This is a genomic window from Amedibacillus sp. YH-ame10, from assembly GCF_053848885.1.
The window spans coordinates 22339-46665 of sequence record NZ_JBSPFA010000008.1; the positions used below are offsets into that span (position 1 = coordinate 22339).

Annotated in this window: 17 protein-coding genes; 16 read left to right on the forward strand and 1 reads right to left on the reverse strand. The window is 34.6% G+C overall.

Translation table 11 applies throughout. The features are described from left to right. The first annotated feature begins 55 nt into the window (after nt 1–55). The 4 genes from ACWG42_RS04720 to ACWG42_RS04735 all read left to right on the forward strand — a co-directional run bounded on the left by ACWG42_RS04720 (nt 56) and on the right by ACWG42_RS04735 (nt 4446). On the forward strand, nt 56–1789 hold the full coding sequence (locus tag ACWG42_RS04720) for an ABC transporter ATP-binding protein (protein ID WP_455790445.1): 1734 nt from the start codon (nt 56–58) through the stop codon (nt 1787–1789). Beyond that, entirely contained in the window at nt 1782–3563 is a 1782-nt protein-coding gene (locus tag ACWG42_RS04725) for an ABC transporter ATP-binding protein (RefSeq protein ID WP_455790446.1), read from the forward strand. Before ACWG42_RS04720 ends, ACWG42_RS04725 begins: the two co-directional genes overlap by 8 nt. A gap of 170 nt (nt 3564–3733) precedes the next feature. Continuing rightward, nucleotides 3734–4033, forward strand: coding sequence for a hypothetical protein (locus tag ACWG42_RS04730; RefSeq protein WP_455790447.1), 300 nt, complete (start codon nt 3734–3736; stop codon nt 4031–4033). A 35-nt stretch (nt 4034–4068) separates the two neighbouring features. Next, entirely contained in the window at nt 4069–4446 is a 378-nt protein-coding gene (locus tag ACWG42_RS04735; RefSeq protein ID WP_455790448.1) for a hypothetical protein, read from the forward strand. A 117-nt stretch (nt 4447–4563) separates the two neighbouring features. Here ACWG42_RS04735 and ACWG42_RS04740 read toward each other — a convergent pair whose 3' ends face one another. Next, a complete protein-coding gene (locus ACWG42_RS04740) occupies nt 4564–5889 on the reverse strand; it encodes a 6-phospho-beta-glucosidase (protein WP_455790449.1) in 1326 nt (441 codons plus the stop codon). Nucleotides 5890–6230: 341 nt separating this feature from the next. Between ACWG42_RS04740 and ACWG42_RS04745 the strand changes: the two genes are divergently transcribed. From ACWG42_RS04745 to ACWG42_RS04800, 12 genes are all read left to right on the forward strand, one after another. Beyond that, nucleotides 6231–6536 carry a PTS sugar transporter subunit IIB gene (locus tag ACWG42_RS04745; protein WP_455790451.1) on the forward strand — a complete coding sequence of 102 codons (306 nt, stop codon included), beginning with the start codon at nt 6231–6233 and terminating at the stop codon, nt 6534–6536. A 54-nt stretch (nt 6537–6590) separates the two neighbouring features. Beyond that, nucleotides 6591–8018: a PTS sugar transporter subunit IIC gene (locus tag ACWG42_RS04750; RefSeq protein ID WP_455790452.1), complete on the forward strand. Its 1428-nt coding sequence runs from the start codon at nt 6591–6593 to the stop codon at nt 8016–8018. A 64-nt stretch (nt 8019–8082) separates the two neighbouring features. After that, nucleotides 8083–8397 (forward strand): PTS lactose/cellobiose transporter subunit IIA, encoded by a 315-nt coding sequence (locus ACWG42_RS04755; protein ID WP_455790453.1) that lies wholly within the window; start codon nt 8083–8085, stop codon nt 8395–8397. Between the two features lie 27 nt (nt 8398–8424). Beyond that, complete coding sequence (locus tag ACWG42_RS04760; protein WP_455790455.1) at nt 8425–8619, forward strand: DUF1420 family protein; 195 nt, start codon at nt 8425–8427, stop codon at nt 8617–8619. After that, complete coding sequence (locus ACWG42_RS04765; RefSeq protein WP_455790456.1) at nt 8613–9992, forward strand: glycoside hydrolase family 1 protein; 1380 nt, start codon at nt 8613–8615, stop codon at nt 9990–9992. The genes ACWG42_RS04760 and ACWG42_RS04765 overlap by 7 nt, the downstream gene beginning before the upstream one ends. 31 nt (nt 9993–10023) lie before the next feature. Then, complete coding sequence (locus ACWG42_RS04770; protein ID WP_455790457.1) at nt 10024–10521, forward strand: DUF3284 domain-containing protein; 498 nt, start codon at nt 10024–10026, stop codon at nt 10519–10521. Nucleotides 10522–10560: 39 nt separating this feature from the next. Continuing rightward, complete coding sequence (locus ACWG42_RS04775; protein WP_455790459.1) at nt 10561–11646, forward strand: DUF871 domain-containing protein; 1086 nt, start codon at nt 10561–10563, stop codon at nt 11644–11646. Between the two features lie 23 nt (nt 11647–11669). Continuing rightward, nucleotides 11670–12341 (forward strand): GntR family transcriptional regulator, encoded by a 672-nt coding sequence (locus ACWG42_RS04780; protein WP_455790461.1) that lies wholly within the window; start codon nt 11670–11672, stop codon nt 12339–12341. A 109-nt stretch (nt 12342–12450) separates the two neighbouring features. Next, nucleotides 12451–13407 carry a hypothetical protein gene (locus tag ACWG42_RS04785; protein ID WP_455790462.1) on the forward strand — a complete coding sequence of 319 codons (957 nt, stop codon included), beginning with the start codon at nt 12451–12453 and terminating at the stop codon, nt 13405–13407. Nucleotides 13408–13426: 19 nt separating this feature from the next. Further along, nucleotides 13427–14965, forward strand: a complete 1539-nt coding sequence (gene cls, locus ACWG42_RS04790) for a cardiolipin synthase (protein ID WP_455790463.1) — start codon at nt 13427–13429, stop codon at nt 14963–14965. 22 nt (nt 14966–14987) lie between these two features. Next, nucleotides 14988–16166, forward strand: coding sequence for an AfsR/SARP family transcriptional regulator (locus tag ACWG42_RS04795; protein WP_455790465.1), 1179 nt, complete (start codon nt 14988–14990; stop codon nt 16164–16166). 126 nt (nt 16167–16292) lie between these two features. Beyond that, complete coding sequence (locus tag ACWG42_RS04800) at nt 16293–24245, forward strand: MBG domain-containing protein (protein ID WP_455790467.1); 7953 nt, start codon at nt 16293–16295, stop codon at nt 24243–24245. The last annotated feature ends 82 nt before the right edge of the window (nt 24246–24327 follow it).

The window sequence follows — 24327 nt, forward strand, 5'->3', positions numbered from 1 at the left end:
ATAGTTTATGATAAACAAGCCAGAACCTGATAAGGCAAAATAAGGAGGGACAAATATGCGTCTAATTTTACATTATTTAAAGAATTACAAGAAAATTGGAATTGTAAATGTTTTGTCTGTCTTTGGATTTGCGTTGGTGGAACTGGGAATTCCTACAATCGTCGCTATGATGATTGATAACGGTGCGCTCAAGGGGGATACAGACTATATCCTTCAAATGGGACTTGTTATGTTAGTGATTTCGTTGATTGGTGTAGGTGGTACTATTTTATTAGGGTATTGCTGTGCAAAAATTTCAACGTCTATTACTAGAGATATTCGTAATGATATCTTTAACAAAGTCCAGCAATTTACCGCGTTTGAATTTAATAAATTTGGTACTTCTAGTATGATTACTAGAACCAATAATGATGCTTATCAAATTCAGACGTTTGTTAATGTGTTGTTACGTACTGCCCTCATGACTCCAGTCATGTTTGTGGCTAGTTTTATAATGACAGCTCGTGCATCAATTCCTTTATCCTTAGTAATTGCGACTACCATTCCAATGATTATCATTGGGGTTGTTATCGTCGCTAGGATATCTAAACCAATTTCAGAAAATCAGCAAAATTCGCTTGATGGACTGAATCGAATTTCCCGCGAGAATTTAAGTGGGATTCGTGTCATTCGCGCATTTCACAATGACGACTATGAACAGCAACGATTCGATGATATGAATCATCAATTCACAGGCTATTCCAAAAAATTATTTAAACTCATGTCATTAACAAGCCCAATCTTTTTTATGGTTATGAATTTAGCAGCTCTTGCTATTTTCTGGGTAGCTGCACTTTTGATTGAAAACAATGCACTTCAAGTAGGGCAACTCGTTGCATTTATGGATTATTTATTCCATGCAATGTTCTCTGTCATGCTTTTCTGTACGGTATTTATGCAATATCCAAGAGCAGAAGTAAGTGCAAAACGTATTCAAGAAGTGTTGGATACAGAACCTTTGATTATGAATCCAAAGAATGGAAAAATGGAGGGAGATCAAAGTGGAACGATTGAGTTTGATCATGTGACATTTGTATATCCGGATGGGGAAGAACCTATTCTACATGATATATCTTTCAAAGCAAAGAAAGGTGAAACCATTGCGTTTATTGGTAGTACTGGTTCTGGTAAGAGTACTCTAGTAAACTTAATCCCAAGATTTTATGATGTGACAAGTGGTCATATCTATATCGATGGTGTGGATTTAAGAGATTACGATTTATTCGCACTACGTTCAAAATTGGGAGTGATTCCACAAAAAGCAATGTTATTTAGTGGGACAATCGAAGAAAATATTCGCTTTGGTAAAGAACATGCAACACATGAAGAAGTTGAGCATGCTGCGAAAACTGCACAAGGTCTTGATTTCATCATGGAAAAAGAAAAGCACTTTGAAGAAGAGATTACAGAAGGAGCGACCAATGTATCTGGAGGTCAAAAACAACGACTTTCTATTGCTCGTGCCTTGGTTAGAAAACCTGATATCTATGTATTTGATGATTCCTTTTCAGCTCTTGATTTTAAGACCGATGCAAAATTACGTCATGATTTAAAGAAAGAGACAAAAGATAGCATTGTTATGGTCGTAGCTCAACGTATTTCTAGTATTATGGATGCCGATCGAATTGTAGTCTTAGATGAAGGAAACGTAATCGGTATAGGAACACATAAAGAGCTATTAAAGAACTGTCAGATTTATCACGAAATTGCTCTATCACAGTTGAGTGAGGAGGAATTGAACCATGAATAAAAAACAACAAATAATGAAGAGTATCAAAGGATTCTATCAATTCTTAGCACCTTATAAGTGGGGATTTATTGGGGCTGTTATTATGGCAATTATTGCAGTATTAACAATGTCCTTAGCACCTTACTTTGAAGGTTTGATTACGACACAATTAGCAGAGGATGTCGTGAACTCTCAAGCAGGAGTTATCCTGATTAGTTTTCAAAAGATTATAAGAGTTATGTTGATCTTGTTGGGCATTTATTTAGCTAAGACAATCTCACAAATGTTCGCGGTTGTTTGGTTAACCAATGCAATTCAACATGCTATGCAAGATATGCGTAATGCAGTACAAAGTAAAATTAGAAGATTACCTGTACGTTATTTTGATACCCATCACTTTGGAGATGTCTTAAGTAAGATCACCAACGATATTGATGCTGTATCCAATGCGATGCAACAGAGTTTTATCAGTGTCGCAACAGGTGCTTTATCCTTAGTATTCTCATTGGTTATGATGTTTATGATCAATCCAGTGATGGCTGCTATTTCTGCACTTATTATTCCATTTACATTATTGATTACACGTGCGATTGTAAAACGTTCTCAAAAACGTTTCAAGGCACAGCAAAATGCACTTGGTGCTTTAAATGGCGCAATTACAGAAATGTACACAGGATATAATGAAATATTGTTATACAACAAACAACAAGAAAGTATTCAAAAATTTCATGACTTAAACGAAGAATTAAGAGAGAATGCCTTTAAGGCGCAATTTGTATCTTCTACCATCGGACCATTGAATGCACTTGTTACGTATATTACAATCGGTGTAATTGCGGTTGTAGGAACAATCTATGTAATCCAGGGCACTATGCAAATAGGTAACCTACAAGCATTTATCCGTTACATTTGGCAAATCAATGATCCATTATCACAGATATCAGCACTGTCCTCTCAAATTCAAGCTGCAGCTGCAGCGCTAGGACGTATCTTAGAAATCCTAGAGGAAGAAGAGGAAGTAGCAGAAAAGAATCCGGCAGAGGTATTAGATCATGCAAAAGGCAATGTTACATTTGAACATGTAAAATTTGGTTACACCGATCATAACTTCATCCAGGATTTGAATATCAACGTAAAAAGTGGACAGATGGTCGCTATCGTTGGTCCAACGGGTGCTGGTAAGACAACACTTATCAATTTATTGTTACGATTCTATGATGTAAAAGGTGGTAGCATAAAAATTGATGGTGTGGATATACGAGATATGAAACGAGAAAATTTACGTGATCAGTTTGGTATGGTATTACAAGACACTTGGTTATTCTCAGGTACAATCTATGATAACATTCGTTATGGTCGCTTAGATGCGAGAAAAGATGAAGTTATTAAGGCTGCCAAAATGGCTAATGTACATCATTTCATTCGTACTCTACCAGATGGTTATGATTCCTTAATTAACGAGGAAGCTAACAATGTATCCCAAGGTGAAAAGCAATTGTTAACGATTGCTAGAGCAATTCTAAAAGATCCTCAGATATTGATCTTAGATGAGGCGACTTCTTCCGTTGATACACGATTGGAAAAAATATTACAAGAAGCGATGAAAAATGTTATGACTGGGCGTACAAGCTTTGTCATTGCACATCGTTTATCTACTATTCGTAATGCGGATTTAATCCTTGTAATTAACGATGGTGACATTGTTGAACAGGGAACACATGAAGAATTGATGAAGCAACAAGGAGCTTATGAAAAGCTTTATAATTCACAGTTCCAAGATGCCAAAGAAGATTAAGTGAAACACGTTGAGCAATCAGCGTGTTTTTTCTATAGGTAGATTATATAAAAATTGTATTCATAAAAGAAATGAGATACAACATCAAACCCTTGGGTGAAAGCTTGATATCTATATTTTATAACGATATAATGTAGATATATAAATCAGATTTATAAAGGAGAAAGTATATGGCCAAAACAGCATGGATTTTTTCATACAAAATTAAAAAGAATGTAACAGAAAGTGAGTTTATTGAGAAAACACAAAAGTTACATGATGAAGTGATTTCTAAAGCAAAGGGTTTTATATCTTGGGAACATTATGTACAGGATAATACATGGACAGATTTTGTTCTCTGGGAGAGCGTTGAGGATGCCAATCATGCGACAACCGTAGGACAGGGCCATGAAGTAACGAAAGACTTTTATGCTTGTATTCAAATGGCTACTTGTAGAGCTTTGATTTCAAAGTTTGTTAAAAAGTATTAGTACTTTACAAAGTAGCGTTAGATAAAGGAGATTACATGTTTGTTATAAGACAAGCTAAACTTAATGAATTGATTAAAGTTAGAACGTTTTATTATTCATTGATAGATGAAATGCAAAATGCAAGATATTCGCCTGGATGGAAAAAAGACATTTATCCAGATTTTTTGTTATTGGAAAATTCGATTGAAAATAGAGAACTTTATATTGGTGAATTCGATGATGATATTGTATCCGTTATGATCATAAATCAGGAAGCCAATGAAGGTTATCAAACAATTCAATGGACATCAAATATTGAATCAAAGGAAGTATATGTGATTCATGCACTGGGTGTTCATCCTAAGCAATCAGGGAAAGGTTTTCGCATATATTGCGATGTAATCATGAAGATATCAAGCATAACAAAGAAGTAGGTATAAGAATGAAGGACACCATTAGGTGTCCGTTTTTTTTGCATGATATTAATTTCGTAATCTAAAAAAAAGACTGCCTTCCAGCAGTCGTGTTATCAAAAGATAACTGATCCAAGATTATTTCTTGAATTGAGGAAGGTAGTCTTTGTGTGCTTCCAGTAGTTCGTCAATTACAATGTTAGCTAATGCATCACTTGGACAGAGAGGATTCAAGTTTAGGGCAGTTATCGCAAGATTGCGGTCACCACGTATTGCGGCATCTACAACCATACGTTCAAATGATTTCATCATCTGGACATACCCATTAATTTGAACTTTAAGTTCACCAGTAGCCAGCGGCTTAGGGCCGTCCGCTGTGATACGGCATGCAACTTCTACCGCGCTGTCATCTGGTAAGTTAGAAATAGCTCCATTGTTTCTTACATCTACATACTGGATGTCTCCGCTGTCATTATAGATGGACTGTATTAGATTGCAGGCAGCATCTGAATACTTGGCACCTCCACGTTGTTCTAACTGTTTTGGTTTCACATCCAAATCTTTATGACTGTAGAGTTCGAAGAGTTCTTCTTCAACTTTACTTACGACTTCACCACGAACCTTACCTTCTTTAAACTGTTCCAACTCTTCTTTGAGTTGTTCTTGTGTAAAGAAATAGTAATTGTGATATGGGCAAGGAATCGCGTGTAATCCACGGATGAAGGAAGGTGAATATGGTAAAGATACAAAGTTTTTCATAGCGATTGTGTCTTCTTCAGTTACATTGGCATAGCGTTCTACTGCTTCATCGATTACAGATACTCCATCAACAAAGACATCTGTTGCAAATATAAAGTGATTAACTCCTTGTAACTCCAACGTTACGCGAGATTCCTCTACTTGGAAAATATTTGCTAATCCGGCAACCATGTTGACTGGTACATTACATAATCCAATTGCTTTTTTGAAGTTTGTATAACGAAGGACAGCCTCCGTTACCATTCCAGCTGGATTTGTAAAGTTGATCAACCATGCATCAGGACACAACTCCTCCATATCTTTTACAATATCAAGAATGACTGGTATTGTGCGAAATGCTTTAAACATTCCTCCAGCACCATTTGTTTCCTGACCTATCATACCATGGCTCAATGGAATTCTTTCGTCTTCCACACGAGCAGGTAAGCGACCGATACGCATTTGCGTAGTAACAAAGTCAGCATCCTTCAATGCTTCTCTGCGATCATAGCTTAGAATGACTTTCATTGGGACACCAGCTTTGGCAACCATTCGTTGAGCTAAAGCTCCAACGGTTTCCAATTTTTGACGTCCTTCCTCAATATCAACTAACCACAATTCGCGAACAGGTAGTGTATCATAACGTTTTATGAACCCTTCTACCAATTCTGGTGTGTAACTGCTCCCACCACCAATCGTTACGATTTTAACTGCATCTTTCTTCATATAATACCTCCTTCTGCTTGGTCTAATGAAAATATAAAGTGGTCTAGACCTTTCTGGAACAACCATATATTTACATAAATGGTCTATACCAATTCTAGCACACGTTTGAAAGCGTGTCCATAATTTTGATAAAAATAAATATTTTTCGTATGTATAAATAAAAAAGTATCAAAAAAGCCTTTATTTATCTTACTATATTATATATAGGGAGTTGGATGCTTAGTTTTTAAAACGAAATTATGTGAAAGAAAAAAAATAAAAGAAAACGGTTGCATTTTTAGAAATACATGGTATCATATGTGTATAAAGTGGTATATACCAACTGGAAAGGAGGAATGAAGATGGTCAAAATTTTGCTAGTTTGTTCAGCCGGAATGTCTACCAGCCTGATGGTGAACAAAATGAAAGATTCTGCTGCGAAAAAAGGCTTAGACGCTGAAATTTGGGCAGTTGCTGATGCGGAAGCGGGTAATAATATTAGTAAAGCTGATATTCTTATGCTAGGACCACAGGTTCGTTTCTTAGAATCAAAAATGAAGACATTGGCCGGTTCTAAACCTGTTACAGTCATCGACATGCAGGCATATGGACAGATGAATGGGGAAAAAGTTTTAGAGCAGGCGCTTAAGCTTCTAGGAATCGAATAAAGTTCCGAATTTTAATTATTGAAAGAAAAACACGTGAAAGGAAAGAAAAAAATTATGAACGGATTTATGAATTGGATGGAAAAGCACTTTATGCCAATCGCTGCCAAAATTGGTAGTCAGAAACATTTAGTAGCTGTCCGTGATGGATTTATCTCTATCATGCCAGTAACAATGGTAGGTAGTTTCGCAGTATTATTAAACGTATTCTTCCGTGATTTACCAAATACATGGTGGGGTGAAGGAAACAGCTTTACAACAGCTATGACTCAGGTCATTAACGTGAATGGTAACGTATACTTTGGATCAATTGTTATCTTAGGTTTATGTTTCACATTTGCATTAGGTTATCACTTAGCAAAAGCTTATGATGTTAACCCAATCGCAGGTGGAGTTGTAGCATTTGCTTCAGTTGTTACTTGTATGCAACAAGGTGTTACCGCATCTACAGATATCTCTAAATTTGTTACACCTGAAATTACAACTGCATTAGAGGCTGTTGCAAAAGGAAGTAACAATGCATTAGCAATTAAAGACAATATTGTTTCTATGGGAACATGGGGCAACTTGGCTAGCAGCTATACTGGAGCTGGTGGATTATTCACTTGCTTAATTGTTGGACTTTTATCTTCAATGATCTACATCAAATTGATGGTAAAGAAAATTACTATTAAATTACCAGATACAGTACCTCCAGCAGTAAGCAACGCATTCGCTGCAATTATTCCAGGTATCATTGCAATCTACGCTTTCGGTATCATTACTCAGATTTGTGTAGTATCTACAGGATTATATCCAAATGATTTAATCATGAAATATATCCAACAACCAATGTTGGCAATGTCTCAAGGATTCTTCAGTGTAATCTTAATTGTATTCTTAGTTCAATTATTCTGGTTCTTTGGTCTTCACGGATCAAATGTTATGGCACCAATTATCGAAGGTATCTATACACCAGCATTACTTGACAACTTAGATGTATTCAACAAAACACATTCTACAGAGACTATGAAATATGTTTGGACTCGTGGATCATTTGATGCTTACGCTCAAATGGGTGGTTCAGGGGTTACCTTAGGTCTTATCATCGCAATCTTCTTATTCTCTAAACGTGATGATTCCAAAGCAGTTGCTAAATTAGCTGCACCAATGGGTGTATTCAACATCAACGAGCCTATCATCTTCGGTATGCCAATCGTGTTGAATCCAGTATACATTATTCCTTGGTTATTAGTTCCACCAATATGTGCTGCCATCGCTTATGGTTTCACAGTTGCCGGAATTATTCCTCCAGTATTCGTACAAGTTCCTTGGGTTATGCCAGTAGGATTCTACGCATTCATGGGAACAGGTGGAAACATCATGGCTGCATTAGTATCTATCTTATGTTTGGGAGTTTCATTCTTACTATGGACACCATTTGTAATGTTAGCAAACAGAATGCAAGCAAAAGAAGACGCTGCTGCTGATGCAGTTGCTGAATAAGAAAAAACAATAAGCAGGGAGAGGGTTGTCCTTCTCCCGCTTTTTAAAAAAAGGAGATCAAGATATGGAAGGTATTGAATTAATTTGTTTCCAAATCATTTCAAGTGTTGGAATGGCAAGAGGAAGCTATATTGAAGCTATGGATTTAGCTACAGAAGGCAAATTTGATGAAGCAGAAGCGAAAATCAAAGAAGGTGAAGATTACTTCACAGAAGGTCATGCTGCACATGCAAAATTGATCCAAAAAGAGGCATCTGGTGAGAAAACAGAAATCGTATTATTACTGTTACATGCGGAAGATCAATTGATGAGTGCAGAAACCTTTAAAATTTTAGCAGAAAAATTTATCGCATTAAATAAAAAAATTGAAGCAAAATAAAAGTAATAAAAGAAAGAGGTAAATATTATGGAAAAATGGGGCAATTGGCAAGTTTTTTTAATCGGAATCGGATTCTTATTCATCGTCTTATCTCCAGTGTCATCTAGTAATGTTACACAACAAATGATTATGATTATCGGTGGTTTGGTAATTGTTCTTATTGGAGTTATCATTATGAAAAAGGCTATGAAAAAGGAAAGGAGAAAGAATGGGAAATGGTAACATTCGCTAAGGATTTCTTTTTTGGAAGTGCAACAAGCTCTACGCAGAGTGAAGGTGCACATACACCAGAAGATAAAGGAAAAGACATTTGGGATCTTTGGTATGAAGAAGAACCTTTTAAGTTTCATGATGAGATAGGTCCACAAGACACATCTACATTTTATAAAAATTATAAAGAGGATATCCAATTACTAAAGGAAACAGGACATAATTCTTTTCGTACATCTATTTCTTGGTCACGTATGTTTCCAAAGGGATTTGGTGAGGTTAACAAAAAAGCCGTTACTTTCTATACATCTGTATTTAAAGAACTAAAAGAAAATGGGATTGAACCATTTGTAAATCTGTTTCACTTTGATATGCCTGTAGAAATGCAGACGATTGGAGGATGGGAAAGTCGCGAGGTAGTAGATCATTATCGTGCGTATGCAAAAACATGTTTTACTTTGTTTGGAGATGTCGTAAAACATTGGTTTACATTCAATGAACCAATCGTACACGTAGAGTGTGGATATTTACAGTGCTATCATTATCCTTGTGTTGTAAATCCAAAAGCTGCTGTTCAAGTAGCTTATCATACAGCTTTAGCTAGTGCATTAGCAATCCAAGAATATCATGCATTAAAACAAGGTGGAAAGATTGGAATCGTGTTGAATTTAACACCAGCATATCCTAGAAGTTCACATCCAGCAGATGTGAAAGCAGCCACAATCGCAGAGCTTTTTGCGAATAAGAGCTTTCTAGATCCATCTGTAAAAGGAAAATATGATCCAATGCTGATTGATATCATTAAAAAACATGATATAATGCCTACATACACGAAAGAAGATATGGATATTATCGCAAATAATACTGTAGATTTCTTAGGAGTAAACTATTACCAGCCAGTACGCGTCTGTGCAAAAGCAGATATGCCAAATCCAGATGCACCATTTATGCCAACCTATTACTTTGATCCTTATGTAATGCCAGGAAGAAAAATGAATCCATATCGTGGATGGGAAATCTATCCTAGAGGGATTTATGACATCGCAATCAACATCAAAGAAAACTATGGAAACATCGAATGGATGATTACTGAAAATGGTATGGGTGTAGAGAATGAAGACCGTTTTAAAGTAAATGGGCAAATTCAAGATGATTATCGTATAGAATTTTATAAAGACCATTTAAGATGGTTAGCAAAAGGAATTGAAGAAGGAAGTAGCTGCATCGGCTATCACGTGTGGACGTTTATCGACTGCTGGAGTTGGTTGAATGCATATAAGAATCGTTATGGTTTTGTGGAGTTAGATTTAAAGACACAAAAACGTACGATCAAAAAATCAGGTTACTGGTTTAAAGAAGTAGTAGAGAATCACGGTTTTGAATAAATAAACGCTTGAGAAAAAGGAGAGATTAACAATGGTAGTAGTTCAAGAAAAACTATATGTGAGTGCAGAGGACTTTTTTAACTGTGTTGCAGAATCTGTTGCATACGATATAGCAGACATCACTGGGAAAAGAACACGTGTAAGTCAAATTCATAAAGGATTTACTTATACAAAGGTTATGAAAAATAAAGTGAAACGTAAAGGTGATGTAAAAGTAACCATTACAGAATGGAATCCACCTCATGAATATAGTGCGATATTTGATTCTGTTACTGGACAAAACACGTTATCCTATAAAGTTGAAGATTTAGAAGATGGCTACATTGGAGTTACTTATAAAGAAGATTTTATGGGTACTACAAAGAGTAAAGACTTGAACTTCAAACTTGTCAATCTATTCTATAAGAAAAAAGCGACAAAAAGAGCAGTAAAACTTCTTCGTGCAATTGAAAAATATGTACAAGAAGAAAAAAGTAGAAAAGAAATTGAGAAAGAACAAGAACAAACAACTGCAATCGAAAATGACTAAGATTTATGCGTAAAGCATGAAACTCAAAGGAGGCTAATCATGGCTAGATTAGGAATTTCACTTTATCCAGAGCATTCGACTTTGGAAAAAGACAAGGCTTATGTAACACAAGCAGCGAACTATGGATTTAAACGTATCTTTACTTGCTTGTTAAGCGTTGAAAAAAAACGAGAAGAAATCTTAGCAGAATTTCGTGAATTGATTGATCATGCACATTCCTATGGAATGGAAGTGATATTGGATGTTGCCCCATTTGTCTTTGATAAATTGGGAATCTCTTATGATGATCTTTCATTTTTTGAAGAAATGCATGCGGATGGAATTCGTTTAGATGAAGGTTTTGACAGTCTAAAAGAAGCAATGATGACATACAATCCTCAAAACCTTAAAATAGAAATCAATGCAAGTTTAGGAACAAAATACTTAGATAACATTATGAGTCATTATCCAAAACTGGATAACATTATCACATGTCATAATTTCTATCCACAACGTTATAGTGGAATTAGTTATGAACATTTTGAGAAATGCAGTCAGGATATCAAGAATTTGAATATTAAAGTAGCAGCATTTATTTCTTCGCAAGAATCTGGGACATTTGGTCCTTGGGCGGTGAATGAAGGCTTGTGTACTTTGGAAATACACCGTGATTTACCAATTGATGTAGCCGCAAGACATTTATTTGCGACTCGTCTAGTAGATGATGTAATCATTGCGAACTGTTATGCAAGTGAAGAAGAATTAGCGACACTTTCTAAAATAGATCCAGGAAAGCTGACCTTCAAAATTGATTATGAAGCAGAATTACATCCTACAGAAGAAATGATATTATTTGAACACCCTCACTTTGTCAGGGGAGACATGAGTGAGTATATGGCAAGAAGCACGATGCCTCGTGTGACCTATGTCAATGAAAGTGTTCCACCAAAAAATACACGTGATCTTAAAAGAGGGGATGTGGTAATCGTTAACGACAATTACCTACGCTATAAGGGTGAAGTGCACATTGTATTGAAAGATATGCCGAATGATGGAAGAAAGAATGTTATTGGGCATATTCCAGAAAATGAAACCATGTTGTTGGATTATATCAAACCATGGAAAACATTTGGTTTCATGCGCTAAACATTCTATTTAAGAGGAGGTGAATGATTTTGGCTGTCCCTAGATACTTAGAAATCAAACAACAGATCAATGAAGAAATTCAAGGGAAACCAGTGAATTCACCAATCGCCTCTGAACGCGATCTTGCGGTAAAATACGATGCGAGTCGTATGACTGTAAGAAATGCAGTTAACGAATTAGTTGAGGAAGGCGTCCTTTATCGTGACAAAAATAAAGGAACGTTCGTCGCAGATCAAAAGCTTATCAAGAAAAATACCGCAACTGAAATACTTCAAAATAATGAATCTACGGACTACAACATTATTTATTTCAGCTTAAAGAATGCGGAAGATGCTGCGCCCTATTTGGATATCAGTTCTGATGAACAAATCTTGCGTATCGTTCGACTGAATAAAGTGGAAGGTCGTCCTCTGAGTGTTGAAGAAGTCTACTTCATTAGAAGTTTATATCGTGATGAGGATGTAAACGATCTTCGTAGCCTTCTAGATATTGATGCTTTAATTGAACAAGGTACGGTTACACAGCGATTTCACGCAGTGATTGTACCAGCACAGTACGCAAATCTATTGCATTTAAAGATTACTGTACCAGTCATTATGATTGAAAGCATCATACGTAGTAAGAATGGGAAACCATTGGTATTTATTAGAGCTTACAATAACCCTTTCGAAAAAACGATAGAAATAACTACTTAGTGCTTGAATACAAGCACTTTTTTAAAAAATATGAGGAGCAACGCGAATACATCTATCATCCACAGAGAAAATCTTGTATAATATGAATATTACGCAGGAGGTAAAAGTAATGGAAAAAACATTATTAGAAAAATATACAACCACATTTGGATGTCGTTTTACACGCTCTCAAAAGAAGAAATTTTTGAGTGCATTGCATGAAGATATGTCCGCATTAGGCTATTCATCAGAGATGATTCTTGGGAAGAAATTAGTTTCTAGATCAAATTCTTATTTATTTGGAAACTTGAAACAAGCGAAGACACTCATCGTGGTTCCTTATGATACACCAGAAAAAAAGTTTTGGAATAAGGTTCTTTATTTCCCGATGGATGGAACGAAAACGGCAAGTAAGACAATGATGGCTACGTATGTTCCTTTATTGATTGTATTTGCTTTTGTATTTGTTGGAGTATATCTAGTTCAACCAAGACTAACCTCCAACATTGCGAACTTTTCATTATCACTCGTTATGTTTATATTAACATTTACTTTGGTATATATGATGTTGCATGGTTTTCGAAACAAAAACAACTTTAATAGAAACTCCGCAAGTATTGCGGCAGTTGTAGAAATTGCTAGAAAATTGGATAAAGATGAACGAAGAAAGGTTGCCTTTTTGTTCACAGATAAGAATAAGTTGCATTTTCTAGGGGCGGATTCTAGTATGAAGTATTTTACTGAAAATGGAAAAAATCCAAATCTTATTTGTTTTGATTGTATTGCTAATGGTTCACAAACACGCATCGGATACAATCCACAAAATCGTAAACTAGCTGCTGATATCGTGAAGCATTTTCCACAAAAGAAACATACTGTAGAAACTGTTAAATTAAGCGAAGATATGCGTATGCAATCTGCGATGTCTTTCTTTAAAAAAGCTGTTTTAATCTCTTCAGGTGAAGTTGATAAAGATGGAAATCTTTATGTTTTAGGCACTGGAACGGGGAAAGATACAGTGATTGACGAGAAAAAGCTTGATGAAATTACAGAAATGATGGTACGTTATTTACATAATGAAAAATAATGGATAGGAGGAAAGAAACATGATTCGTAAGATATTTTCACTTTTACATAATAAAATTGTGATTATAGGCGCGTTGATTTTAATTCAGCTCGTTGTATTTCTTGAAATTGTGTTTCAGTTAAGTGAGTACTTCGTCTGGATATATTTCATATTAATAGCATTAAGTTTTTGTATGAGCGTATATATTATTAATAAAAATGATAATCCTACCTATAAGATAGCATGGGTATTGTTGATTATGGGATTACCTGTATTTGGTGGATTGATCTATCTACTGTTTGGTGGTCAAAAAGTGCCAAAAGAACTACGGAAAAGAGATACAGAAGCAATCAGTATTTATCAAGAGATTGCTTGGCAGAATGCAGAAATCATGGCAGAATTAGAAAAAGAAAACCCAATTGCGCATAAACAAGCTAACTACTTATGGAAGAATGCCATCTTTCCTATTTATAATCATACAGAGACGACGTTCTTTCCTTTAGGTGAAGATAAATTTGACGCGATGATTGAAGAATTGAAAAAAGCTGAGAAGTTTATATTTATGGAGTATTTTATTATAGCTCCAGGGTATATGTGGGATACAATTTTGGATGTTCTAGTAGAAAAGGTGAAACAAGGAGTAGAAGTACGTGTTATGTATGATGACTTTGGTTGTATTACCTATCTTCCTACGGACTATTACAAAATATTGTTAAATTTGGGCATCAAAGCAAAAGTATTTAATCCTATTAAGCCTCGTTTAGCAATTCAGATGAACAATCGAGACCATCGTAAAATCTTGGTGGTAGATGGTAAAGTGGCGATGACAGGAGGAGTTAATCTTGCGGATGAATACATCAATCGTAAGAAACGCTTTGGTCATTGGAAAGATTGTAGTGTAATGATCAAAGGTGAGGCAGTTTGGAACTTTACCTTGATGTTTCTACAATTTTGGAACTACGATGAAAAAGAAAAAGATGATGTCTATACCTATAAAGCGGATGTAAAAGAGTTCGTGGATATTCAAAATGATGGATATGTACAACCTTATAGTGATAGTCCAACAGATGAAGAAAATGTCGGAGAGTATACACACATCAATATGATCAATGGAGCTTCCAAGTATGTGTATGCAAGTACCCCTTACTTGGTCATTGATAATGAAATGAAGACAGCTTTATTATTAGCGGCAAAAAATGGAATCGATGTACGAATTCTCGTGCCTCATATTCCAGATAAGTGGTACGTGTTTGAATTAACACGTTCTAATTATAAAGATTTAATCGAAGGTGGAGTTCGTATTTATGAATATACACCAGGATTTGTGCATAGTAAAACCTTTGTGGTGGACGATGAAATGGCAATTGTGGGAACTGTCAATATGGATTATCGTTCGTATTACTTACACTATGAATGTGGTGTTTGGTTTTACAAGAGCAAAGTGGTTATGGATGTGAAAAAGGATTATATGGAAACGCTGGAAAAAAGTCATTTGGTGACAATGGAAGAGTGCTGCAATGTTTCACTACGAGTGAAAATTATGCGTGCTGTCCTAAATTTATTCTCGCCAATGATGTAAGAACCTCGAAGGGGGATTCCATATGGGACTTAAACATGAAATGTATATTACGCTGTTTCAAGATTTTTCAATTACCTACCAAGATGAAACTATTCATTTAAATGATTATCTATCGAAACATACTTCAAACTTGTTAGAGGTACTCATTCTACATCATGGGAAAAGCGTTTCAAAAGAAAAACTCATAGATATCCTATGGGACAATAACGATAACCCTGATAGTGCATTGAAGTTTCATATATGTAGGTTGAGAAAGATTTTAAAGAACATTCCGTTATTTAGCACATCAGATTTGATAAAAACGGATAAGAATGGATATTGTTTTCATCCAAATATGTTATGGGATAGTGATTGTCATCAATTTGAAGAATTACATCATACCCTCGCTATGAAACAACAATATCAAGCATGTGATTATCAAAACATGAGAGAATTGTTCTTATTATATAAAGGAAAGTTATATTATAGTGGTAGTATTGTGTGGTTTTTACAAAAAGAAGAACAATATCGTTGTAGTTTCTTACGCTATATTGCGCCTGTTTGTGAATATTGTTTAAAGGATTCTCGCTATGATGATGTGAAAGCTTTAACATCAAAGGCGATGTCGTTAGAACCTAGCAATGAAGATATATATTACTACCAAATTCTTGCGTATGTGAAAGAGGGAAATCTTGCACAAGCAAATGAATATTACCAAAAAGCTACAAATTTATTAGTATATGTATATGAATTAGAGCTTTCAAAACGAATGAGAGACCTTCATAAAGAGATTATCGATTGTAATGAACAAAAGATAGAACCAGAACAAATCATGATGTACTATCAAAAACGTACATTTGAGAATGGAGCTTTCTATTGTACAACAACAATTTTTGACTCAATCTTCGAACAACGGTTAAGAGATGCCAAACGAATGCATACACAGTACTATTTGTATGTGTTTGAAATCGATACAAAAGATTCCTCATGTACTGATGAATATATGCAAAAATTAAAAACAACGATGATAAAAACACTAAGAAGTGGGGATGTATTCACAAAAGTGAATCGATCTCAATATATCGCTTTACTCGTTTGTCCAACAAAAGAAATTGCGTTTGATATAGCCCAGAGGGTATGCAATGCATTTCGTACAAAGGTAAAGAAAAACGATGTTCGTATACATTATCATTTACAACAAATGAACACAAAAAATGTCTAGTCTTTAAGATAGATATTTTTATTTTATTTTGACAAAAACTAACCATTTTCTAATTTTCTAACCGTATAATGTAATATGGACGTGGTATAGACCATGTAAGAATTAATAGAAAGTGGAGGGAGATATATGAAAAAGAAATTTTTACAATTTCTAATTATCTTAGCGATGAGTGTACAACTATTACCAGATACCTTTGTACGTATAATCGCAGAAGATACAAGCATTGTTCATAACGAATATGTAACTGTGCAAACAGAAAATGCACCTGATGCAACTTTGAATGATACAACACAATTACCAGAAGGTGTTGCAATATTGCATATGAATATTCAGTTAGAGAATCAAATGAAGGAAGAGAAGTATCTTGTCTTTCAAGGGAATAAACAACCAGGGAAATTGAGTGTAAGTGCACTTGATGGTTATAAAATAGAATCTATAACAATAGATGATAAAGTTTATGAAAATGAATCTATTCTTTTTGACTATGAAGCAGGAATGTTAGATAAGAAGGTAACCATTAATGTTGTTAAAATAGAAAAAAAGGAATCAGAAACAAACTCAGTTGTAAAACAACCAGTATCTATGGACTCAAAAAGAGAAACAACAAATAAGGAAAATAATACAAAAAACAGTGTATATCCTTACACTCCAGATGGTGCAAATTTTCAAATTGTATCTGGAAGTGGTACATCCACTGATCCTTATTATATTGATATCACAGTAGCAGATATCTATTTACCTGGAGATCAAGCGATTACTGATACTTTTAAGAATAACTCTAGCGATGAACCTAAACGCTTTCGCTATACCTTTGATAGTAAATATGATTATATTTATGAAGCAATGTTAAATATGGGCGGAGATGGATACACTTTATTGCGCACATATGGAATCAATGGTTTCGAAAATGGCAAAGTATATAAAGTGTTAGATCCTATGGCAGGTAGCTCTCTAGTATATGTAGAAAGCGAAAGACTTGCATCAGCTATTGTAACGTATGATAGTGTGAACACACATAAAAAAGATGGATTAAATAATAAATGGCAACTACATTATGCTCACTATACGGATGCTATGAAAGTTAATATTCATTATGTATTAGATGGAAAAGAGCATGATGAAATGACACGTGCCATGAAAATTAAAAGTGGCAACAATACAGTTAATGATTTAAACTTGTTAAATGAAATTAAATTGAACGGGACCTCCTATAGTTATGATAAAACCAGCTTTTCAATAAATGGAGAGGGTATCAAAGAATTTAATGTTACTAACAATAAGCTAGATTTATATATTCATTACTCTCAAAGAATAAATGTAGTTTTTAATCCTAATGGAGGCTATTTTAAAGATAATCAATCCTCTCAAGAGAGGTCTTTTGAAATAGGTAAGGGTGGTAAGGTGTTGGATACAATACCGGATGCTACAAAGAAATATGGATTGCTCAACTATAAATTTTTAGGATGGTATACTGATAAAAATGTGAAATATGAAGAAAGTATGACGTTTCTTGCCAATACAGTGTTCTATGCAAAATATGTTGAGCCTTTTAAATTGACTCTTACTGTTAAAAATGGCGATGCCGTTTATGATGGGAAATCTCATGGATTAGGGGAAAAAGTATCCGAAAATGCGAGTGGATTTGAATATTCAAGTGATGGTGGTGTAACATGGACTAAAAAAGCTCCATCTTATAGTCAAGTTTTATATAATGATGAAAATAAAGTAACTTCATATCCTGTAAAAGTTAGAGCTTATTTTGATTACTTTTTAGGAAAGGATTATTCAAATATTGTAGATGCAAATATCACGATTTCTCCTCGTCCTCTTGAAATTAAAGCAGCTTCTGAGGAATTTACCTATAATGGAGAACCACAGAAAAATAGTAACTATTCTTATACTTTATTTGATGAAAAGGAGCAAACTGGTTTATTAGAAAACCAAATAATAGAATCTGTAAAAGTAAAGGGTGTTGTTACAAATGTTGGAGAAAAGGTAGACAATGTAGCAAGTGATGCTATTATAAAAACAAAAGAAGGCTCCCTAGATACAACCAAAAATTATGATATTACGTATGTAAATGGAATATTAAGTGTAAAACCTGCATCATACGATAAGAACACAGTAACAGTGAAACCATCGACAGAAGTATATGATGGAGAAAAGCATACCGTAGGAGAAGTAGCAACATCGGTTAAAGATGCGGAAGTATACTATTCTGTTGATGGTAAAGAGTGGTCAAAAGAAAAACCAACCTTTACTGAAAAAGGAGATTATACTGTATATGTTCAAGCTAGAGATAAGAACTATCATGACTCTAAGGTATTTGAAGCTAAGGTAACAATCACAGCCCGCCCAATTACTATTACAGCAAATAGTGTAGAACGTGATTATAATGGTATAGCATTGACATCAAACAAATACACCGTATCCAAAGATGGCTTAGTAAAAGGACAAGAAATTGGATCCGTAGAAGTGGTTGGATCTATTACAAATGTAGGAACAGCTGAAAACACTGCTAAAAATGCACGTATTGTATCTGGAAAAGATGATACAACAGATAACTATAAGATTAAATATGTAAATGGGATTCTAAAAATCACTCCAGCAGAAGCAAGCAAAAATGCAGTAACTGTAGTCGCAGGTACAGCAACTTATGATGGAGAGAAGCATGGATTAAAAAAAGTTTCTTCACTTATAGAAAAAGGAACTATATTCTATTACGCAACAAACGCAGATGCTAAGCCAGAAGAGTGGACTACGAAAGCGCCTGAATATGTAAATGCAGGAACTTATCCTGTATTCGTAAAGGCAGTAAATCCAAATTATAAGACAACAGATCCAGTAGAAAGTAGTATTGTCATCAATAAAAAAGAAATACAAATTAAACCTAAATCAGCAACTAAAGTATATGGAGAAGAAGATCCAAAATTAGAGGCAAGTGTAGAAGGATTAGTTAAAGAAGACAAAGCAACCTATACTATCGTAAGAGATACGGGAGAAGATGTAAAAGAGTATACAATTGAAATTCAAAATGCAAAAGCAAGTGCAAACTATACGATTAAAACGGATACAGCAATTTTCAAAATCACTCCAGCAGAAGCAAGTAAAAACGCAGTAACTGTAGTCGCAGGTACAGCAACTTATAATGGAGAGAAGCATGGCTTAAAAAAGGTTTCTTCACTTATAGAAAAAGGAACTACATTCTATTACGCAACAAACGCAGATGCTAAGCCAGAAGAGTGGACTACAAATGCACCACAATATGTAAATGCAGGAACTTATCCTGTATTCGTAAAGGCTGTAAATCCAAATTATAAGACAGCAGATCCAGTAGAAAGTAGTATTGTCATCAATCAAAAAGAAATACAAATTAAACCTAAATCAGCAACTAAAGTATATGGAGAAGAAGATCCAAAATTAGAGGCAAGTGTAGAAGGATTAGTTAAAGAAGACAAAGCAACCTATACTATCGTAAGAGATACAGGAGAAGATGTAAAAGAGTATACAATTGAAATTCAAAATGCAAAAGCGAGTGCAAACTATACGATTAAAACGGATACAGCAATTTTCAAAATCACTCCAGCAGAAGCAAGTAAAAACGCAGTAACTGTAGTCGCAGGTACAGCAACTTATGATGGAGAGAAGCATGGATTAAAAAAAGTTTCTTCACTTATAGAAAAAGGAACTATATTCTATTACGCAACAAAAGCAGATGCTAAGCCAGAAGAGTGGACTACGAAAGTGCCTGAATATGTAAATGCAGGAACTTATCCTGTATTCGTAAAGGCTGTAAATCCAAACTATAAGACAGCAGATCCAGTAGAAAGTAGCATTGTAATTGATAAAAAAGTTGTGACTATTCAGCCTATAGAAACATCTAAGATATTTGGTGAAAAAGACAAAGAATTGATAGCTCAAGTAACTGGTATGGTGCAAGGCGATGCTATTGCATATGAAGTGAAAAGAGATGCAGGTGAAAATGCTGGTAAGTATACAATTCATATCAAAAATGTAACAATCAGCGATAACTATACCGTGGATGCAAAAACAGCAATATTCACCATTCATACAGCGAGTGCAGATGGAAATCAAATCTATGTTAAAAATGTAGAAAAGGTATATGATGGAAAGAAGCATAAAGCACAAGAAGCAAAAGCATTAGAAGGAAGTAAAATTGAATACAGCATTGATGAAGGAACAACTTGGAAGGAAGCCATTCCAACACGCACAAATGCAGGAAAAACAATCGTTCAAGTTCGCGCAACACATCCAAACTTTAAGGAATCCATAGCAACTGAAGAAATTGTTATTACAAAACGCATCGCAACAATTCAAGCAAATCCAGCTCAAAAAGTATATAAAGAAAGTGAACCGATACTTAGCGCAAAACTAGAAAATGTAGTAAGTGGAGAAGAAGCACAATTTGAATATACAGTAGAAAGAAAAACTGGAGAAAATGTAGGAACTTATGATATCACAGTAACAAATGTGAAGGAATTAGGGAACTATGAAATTAAAACAGAAGGTGCTAAATTTACAATCAACAAAGCATCAAATGATTCAAACAAAGTATCAGTAGAAGATACAAAAGCTACGTATGATGGAGAAAATCATACTGTAGGCAAAGTAGAAACTACAGTTGATGGCGCAAAAGTATATTACTCATTAGATGGTAAAGAATGGTCACAAGAGAAGCCACAATTTATCGAAGCAGGAGAATATACAGTGTATGTACAAGCGAAAGATGATAATTATGAGGAATCTACAGTAATTGAATCAAAAGTAACTATCGCAAAACGTGATGTGACTATTACTGCATCAAGTTCTAAACGTGCATACAACAAAGAAGCGTTAACTAGTAAAGAATACAGTGTATCCAAAGATGGTTTAGTAAAAGGTCAAGAAATTGGATCTATAGAAGTAGTTGGTTCTATTACAAATGTAGGAACAGCGAAAAATGTCGTTAAGGATGCACGTATTGTATTTGGAAAAGAAGATACAACAAATAACTATAAAATCCATTATGTAGAAGGATTATTAGAAGTTGTAAAAGCATCAAATGATTCAAACAAAGTATCAGTTGAAGATACAAAAGCTACGTATGATGGAGAAAATCATACTGTAGGAAAAGTGGAAACTACAGTTGATGGCGCAAAAGTATATTACTCATTAGATGGTAAAGAATGGTCACAAGAAAAACCACAATTTATCGAAGCAGGAGAATATACAGTTTATGTACAAGCGAAAGATGATAATTATGTGGATTCTACAGTAATCAAATCAAGAGTAAATATCGCAAAACGTGATGTGACTATTACTGCATCAAGTTCTAAACGTGAATACAACAAAGAAGCGTTAACTAGTAAAGAATACAGTGTATCCGAAGATGGTTTAGTAAAAGGTCAAGAAATTGGATCTATAGAAGTAGTTGGTTCTATTACAAATGTAGGAGCAGCGAAAAATGTCGTTAAGGATGCACGTATTGTATTTGGAAAAGAAGATACAACAAATAACTATAAAATCCATTATGTAGAAGGATTATTAGAAGTTGTAAAAGCATCAAATGATTCAAACAAAGTATCAGTTGAAGATACAAAAGCTACGTATGATGGAGAAAATCATACTGTAGGAAAAGTGGAAACTACAGTTGATGGCGCAAAAGTATATTACTCATTAGATGGTAAAGAATGGTCACAAGAGAAACCACAATTTATCGAAGCAGGAGAATATACAGTGTATGTACAAGCGAAAGATGATAATTATGAGGATTCTGCAGTAATAAAATCAAAAGTAAATATCGCAAAACGTGATGTGACTATTACTGCATCAAGTTCTAAACGTGCATACAACAAAGAAGCGTTAACTAGTAAAGAATACAGTGTATCCGAAGATGGTTTAGTTAAAGGTCAAGAAATTGGATCTATAGAAGTAGTTGGTTCTATTACAAATGTAGGAACAGCGAAAAATGTTGTTAAGGATACACGCATTGTATTTGGAAAAGAAGATACAACAAATAACTATAAAATCCATTATGTAGAAGGATTATTAGAAGTTGTAAAAGCATCAAATAATTCTAACAAAGTATTAGTAGAAGATACAAAAGCAACGTATGACGGAGAAAATCATACTGTAGGCAAAGTAGAAACCACAGTTGATGGCGCAAAAGTATATTACTCATTAGATGGTAAAGAATGGTCACAAGAGAAACCACAATTTATCGAAGCAGGAGAATATACAGTTTATGTACAAGCGAAAGATGATAATTATGAGGATTCTGCAGTAATCAAACCAAAAGTAAATATCGCAAAACGTGATGTGACTATTACTGCATCAAGTTCTAAACGTGCATACAACAAAGAAGCGTTAACTAGTAAAGAATACAGTGTATCCAAAGATGGTTTAGTAAAAGGTCAAGAAATTGAATCTATAGAAGTAGTTGGTTCTATTACAAATGTAGGAACAGCGAAAAATGTCGTTAAGGATGCACGCATTGTATTTGGAAAAGAAGATACAACAAAGAACTATAAAATTCATTATGTAGAAGGATTATTAGAAGTTGTAAAAGCATCAAATGATTTAAACAAAGTATCAGTAGAAGATACAAAAGCTACGTATGATGGAGAAGATCATACTGTAGGAAAAGTAGAAACCACAGTTGATGGCGCAAAAGTATATTACTCCTTAGATGGTAAAGAATGGTCACAAGAAAAACCACAATTTATCGAAGCAGGAGAATATACAGTTTATGTACAAGCGAAAGATGATAATTATGAGGATTCTACAGTAATTGAATCAAAAGTAACTATCGCAAAACGTGATGTGACTATTACTGCATCAAGTTCTAAACGTGCATACAACAAAGAAGCGTTAACTAGTAAAGAATACAGTGTATCCAAAGATGGTTTAGTAAAAGGTCAAGAAATTGGATCTATAGAAGTAGTTGGTTCTATTACAAATGTAGGAACAGCGAAAAATATCGTTAAGGATGCACGTATTGTATTTGGAAAAGAAGATACAACAAATAACTATAAAATCCATTATGTAGAAGGATTATTAGAAGTTGTAAAAGCATCAAATGATTTAAATAAAGTATCAGTAGAAGATACAAAAGCTACGTATGATGGAGAAAATCATACTGTAGGCAAAGTAGAAACTACAGTGGAAAACAGTGAAGTTCTATATTCAAAAGATGGTAAAGAATGGTCTATAGAAATTCCATCCTTTACTGAGGCGGGGACTTATGAAGTATATTTAAAAGCAGTAAATGAAAATTATCAAGATTCAGAAGTATTTACAGGACATGTAGTAATTGCAAAACGAGCTATTACAATTACTGCCCAAAGTGCCTCTAAGGTATTTGATAATGTAGCACTTGTTCAACCTGGTTATACTCTTTCTGAAAATGCTTTAGTAAAAGAGCAAACGATGGAAGTTGAAATAACGGGTTCACAACAAACAGTTGGTACAAGTGAAAACAAAGTTAGCAAAGTTACAGTTTTTGCGGGTGCGAGTGATAAAACAAGCAACTATGAAATTCAAACCGTATCAGGAACGTTGCGCGTGACTGCAGCTATTACACCAGTTACTCCAATTCCTCAATTGCCAGTGGTTCCACCATTTATTCCAGGTGTTGTTGTGGTAAATCCTGAGGTACAAGTACCAGATAATACGACTCCAAAAACCGATGGTAAAGAAGTTGTGAAGAAAAAAGAAACTCCAAAAGCTGCGGATAAGGGAACATGGGCATTATTAAATCTAGTATTAGCAGGAGGAACATTAGTTCTAGCAATATTCCTTTTAGTATCAAAACGAAAGAAAGAAGACGAGGAAGAGGAAGAAGGAAAAGATCATATTATTTACACACGTAAAACATGGTTGAAACTTACTTCTAGCATCATCGCAATACTTTCTGTAATTGTATTCTGTATTACAGAAGATATCACACTAAAAATGGTGTTTGTGGATACATGGACATTATGGATGGCAGTATTCTTCGTTGTTCAAGTAGGTACTTTCTACTTTGGAAGAAAGTGGAAAGAAGAAACTACTAAACAGGAAGGATATATTAAAGAATAACGTAAAGAACAGCGAGAGCTGTTCTTTTTCGATACATAGGTGTAGTTAAAAATAAAGAACGAATTATAAGATAAAGAGAAGG

Coding starts and splice junctions, on each gene's coding strand:
- ACWG42_RS04720 (WP_455790445.1), top strand. CDS start 56: ATGCGTCTAATTTTACATTATTTAAAGAATTACAAGAAAATTGGAATT.
- ACWG42_RS04725 (WP_455790446.1), top strand. CDS start 1,782: ATGAATAAAAAACAACAAATAATGAAGAGTATCAAAGGATTCTATCAA.
- ACWG42_RS04730 (WP_455790447.1), top strand. CDS start 3,734: ATGGCCAAAACAGCATGGATTTTTTCATACAAAATTAAAAAGAATGTA.
- ACWG42_RS04735 (WP_455790448.1), top strand. CDS start 4,069: ATGTTTGTTATAAGACAAGCTAAACTTAATGAATTGATTAAAGTTAGA.
- ACWG42_RS04740 (WP_455790449.1), bottom strand. CDS start 5,889: ATGAAGAAAGATGCAGTTAAAATCGTAACGATTGGTGGTGGGAGCAGT.
- ACWG42_RS04745 (WP_455790451.1), top strand. CDS start 6,231: ATGGTCAAAATTTTGCTAGTTTGTTCAGCCGGAATGTCTACCAGCCTG.
- ACWG42_RS04750 (WP_455790452.1), top strand. CDS start 6,591: ATGAACGGATTTATGAATTGGATGGAAAAGCACTTTATGCCAATCGCT.
- ACWG42_RS04755 (WP_455790453.1), top strand. CDS start 8,083: ATGGAAGGTATTGAATTAATTTGTTTCCAAATCATTTCAAGTGTTGGA.
- ACWG42_RS04760 (WP_455790455.1), top strand. CDS start 8,425: ATGGAAAAATGGGGCAATTGGCAAGTTTTTTTAATCGGAATCGGATTC.
- ACWG42_RS04765 (WP_455790456.1), top strand. CDS start 8,613: ATGGTAACATTCGCTAAGGATTTCTTTTTTGGAAGTGCAACAAGCTCT.
- ACWG42_RS04770 (WP_455790457.1), top strand. CDS start 10,024: ATGGTAGTAGTTCAAGAAAAACTATATGTGAGTGCAGAGGACTTTTTT.
- ACWG42_RS04775 (WP_455790459.1), top strand. CDS start 10,561: ATGGCTAGATTAGGAATTTCACTTTATCCAGAGCATTCGACTTTGGAA.
- ACWG42_RS04780 (WP_455790461.1), top strand. CDS start 11,670: ATGATTTTGGCTGTCCCTAGATACTTAGAAATCAAACAACAGATCAAT.
- ACWG42_RS04785 (WP_455790462.1), top strand. CDS start 12,451: ATGGAAAAAACATTATTAGAAAAATATACAACCACATTTGGATGTCGT.
- cls (WP_455790463.1), top strand. CDS start 13,427: ATGATTCGTAAGATATTTTCACTTTTACATAATAAAATTGTGATTATA.
- ACWG42_RS04795 (WP_455790465.1), top strand. CDS start 14,988: ATGGGACTTAAACATGAAATGTATATTACGCTGTTTCAAGATTTTTCA.
- ACWG42_RS04800 (WP_455790467.1), top strand. CDS start 16,293: ATGAAAAAGAAATTTTTACAATTTCTAATTATCTTAGCGATGAGTGTA.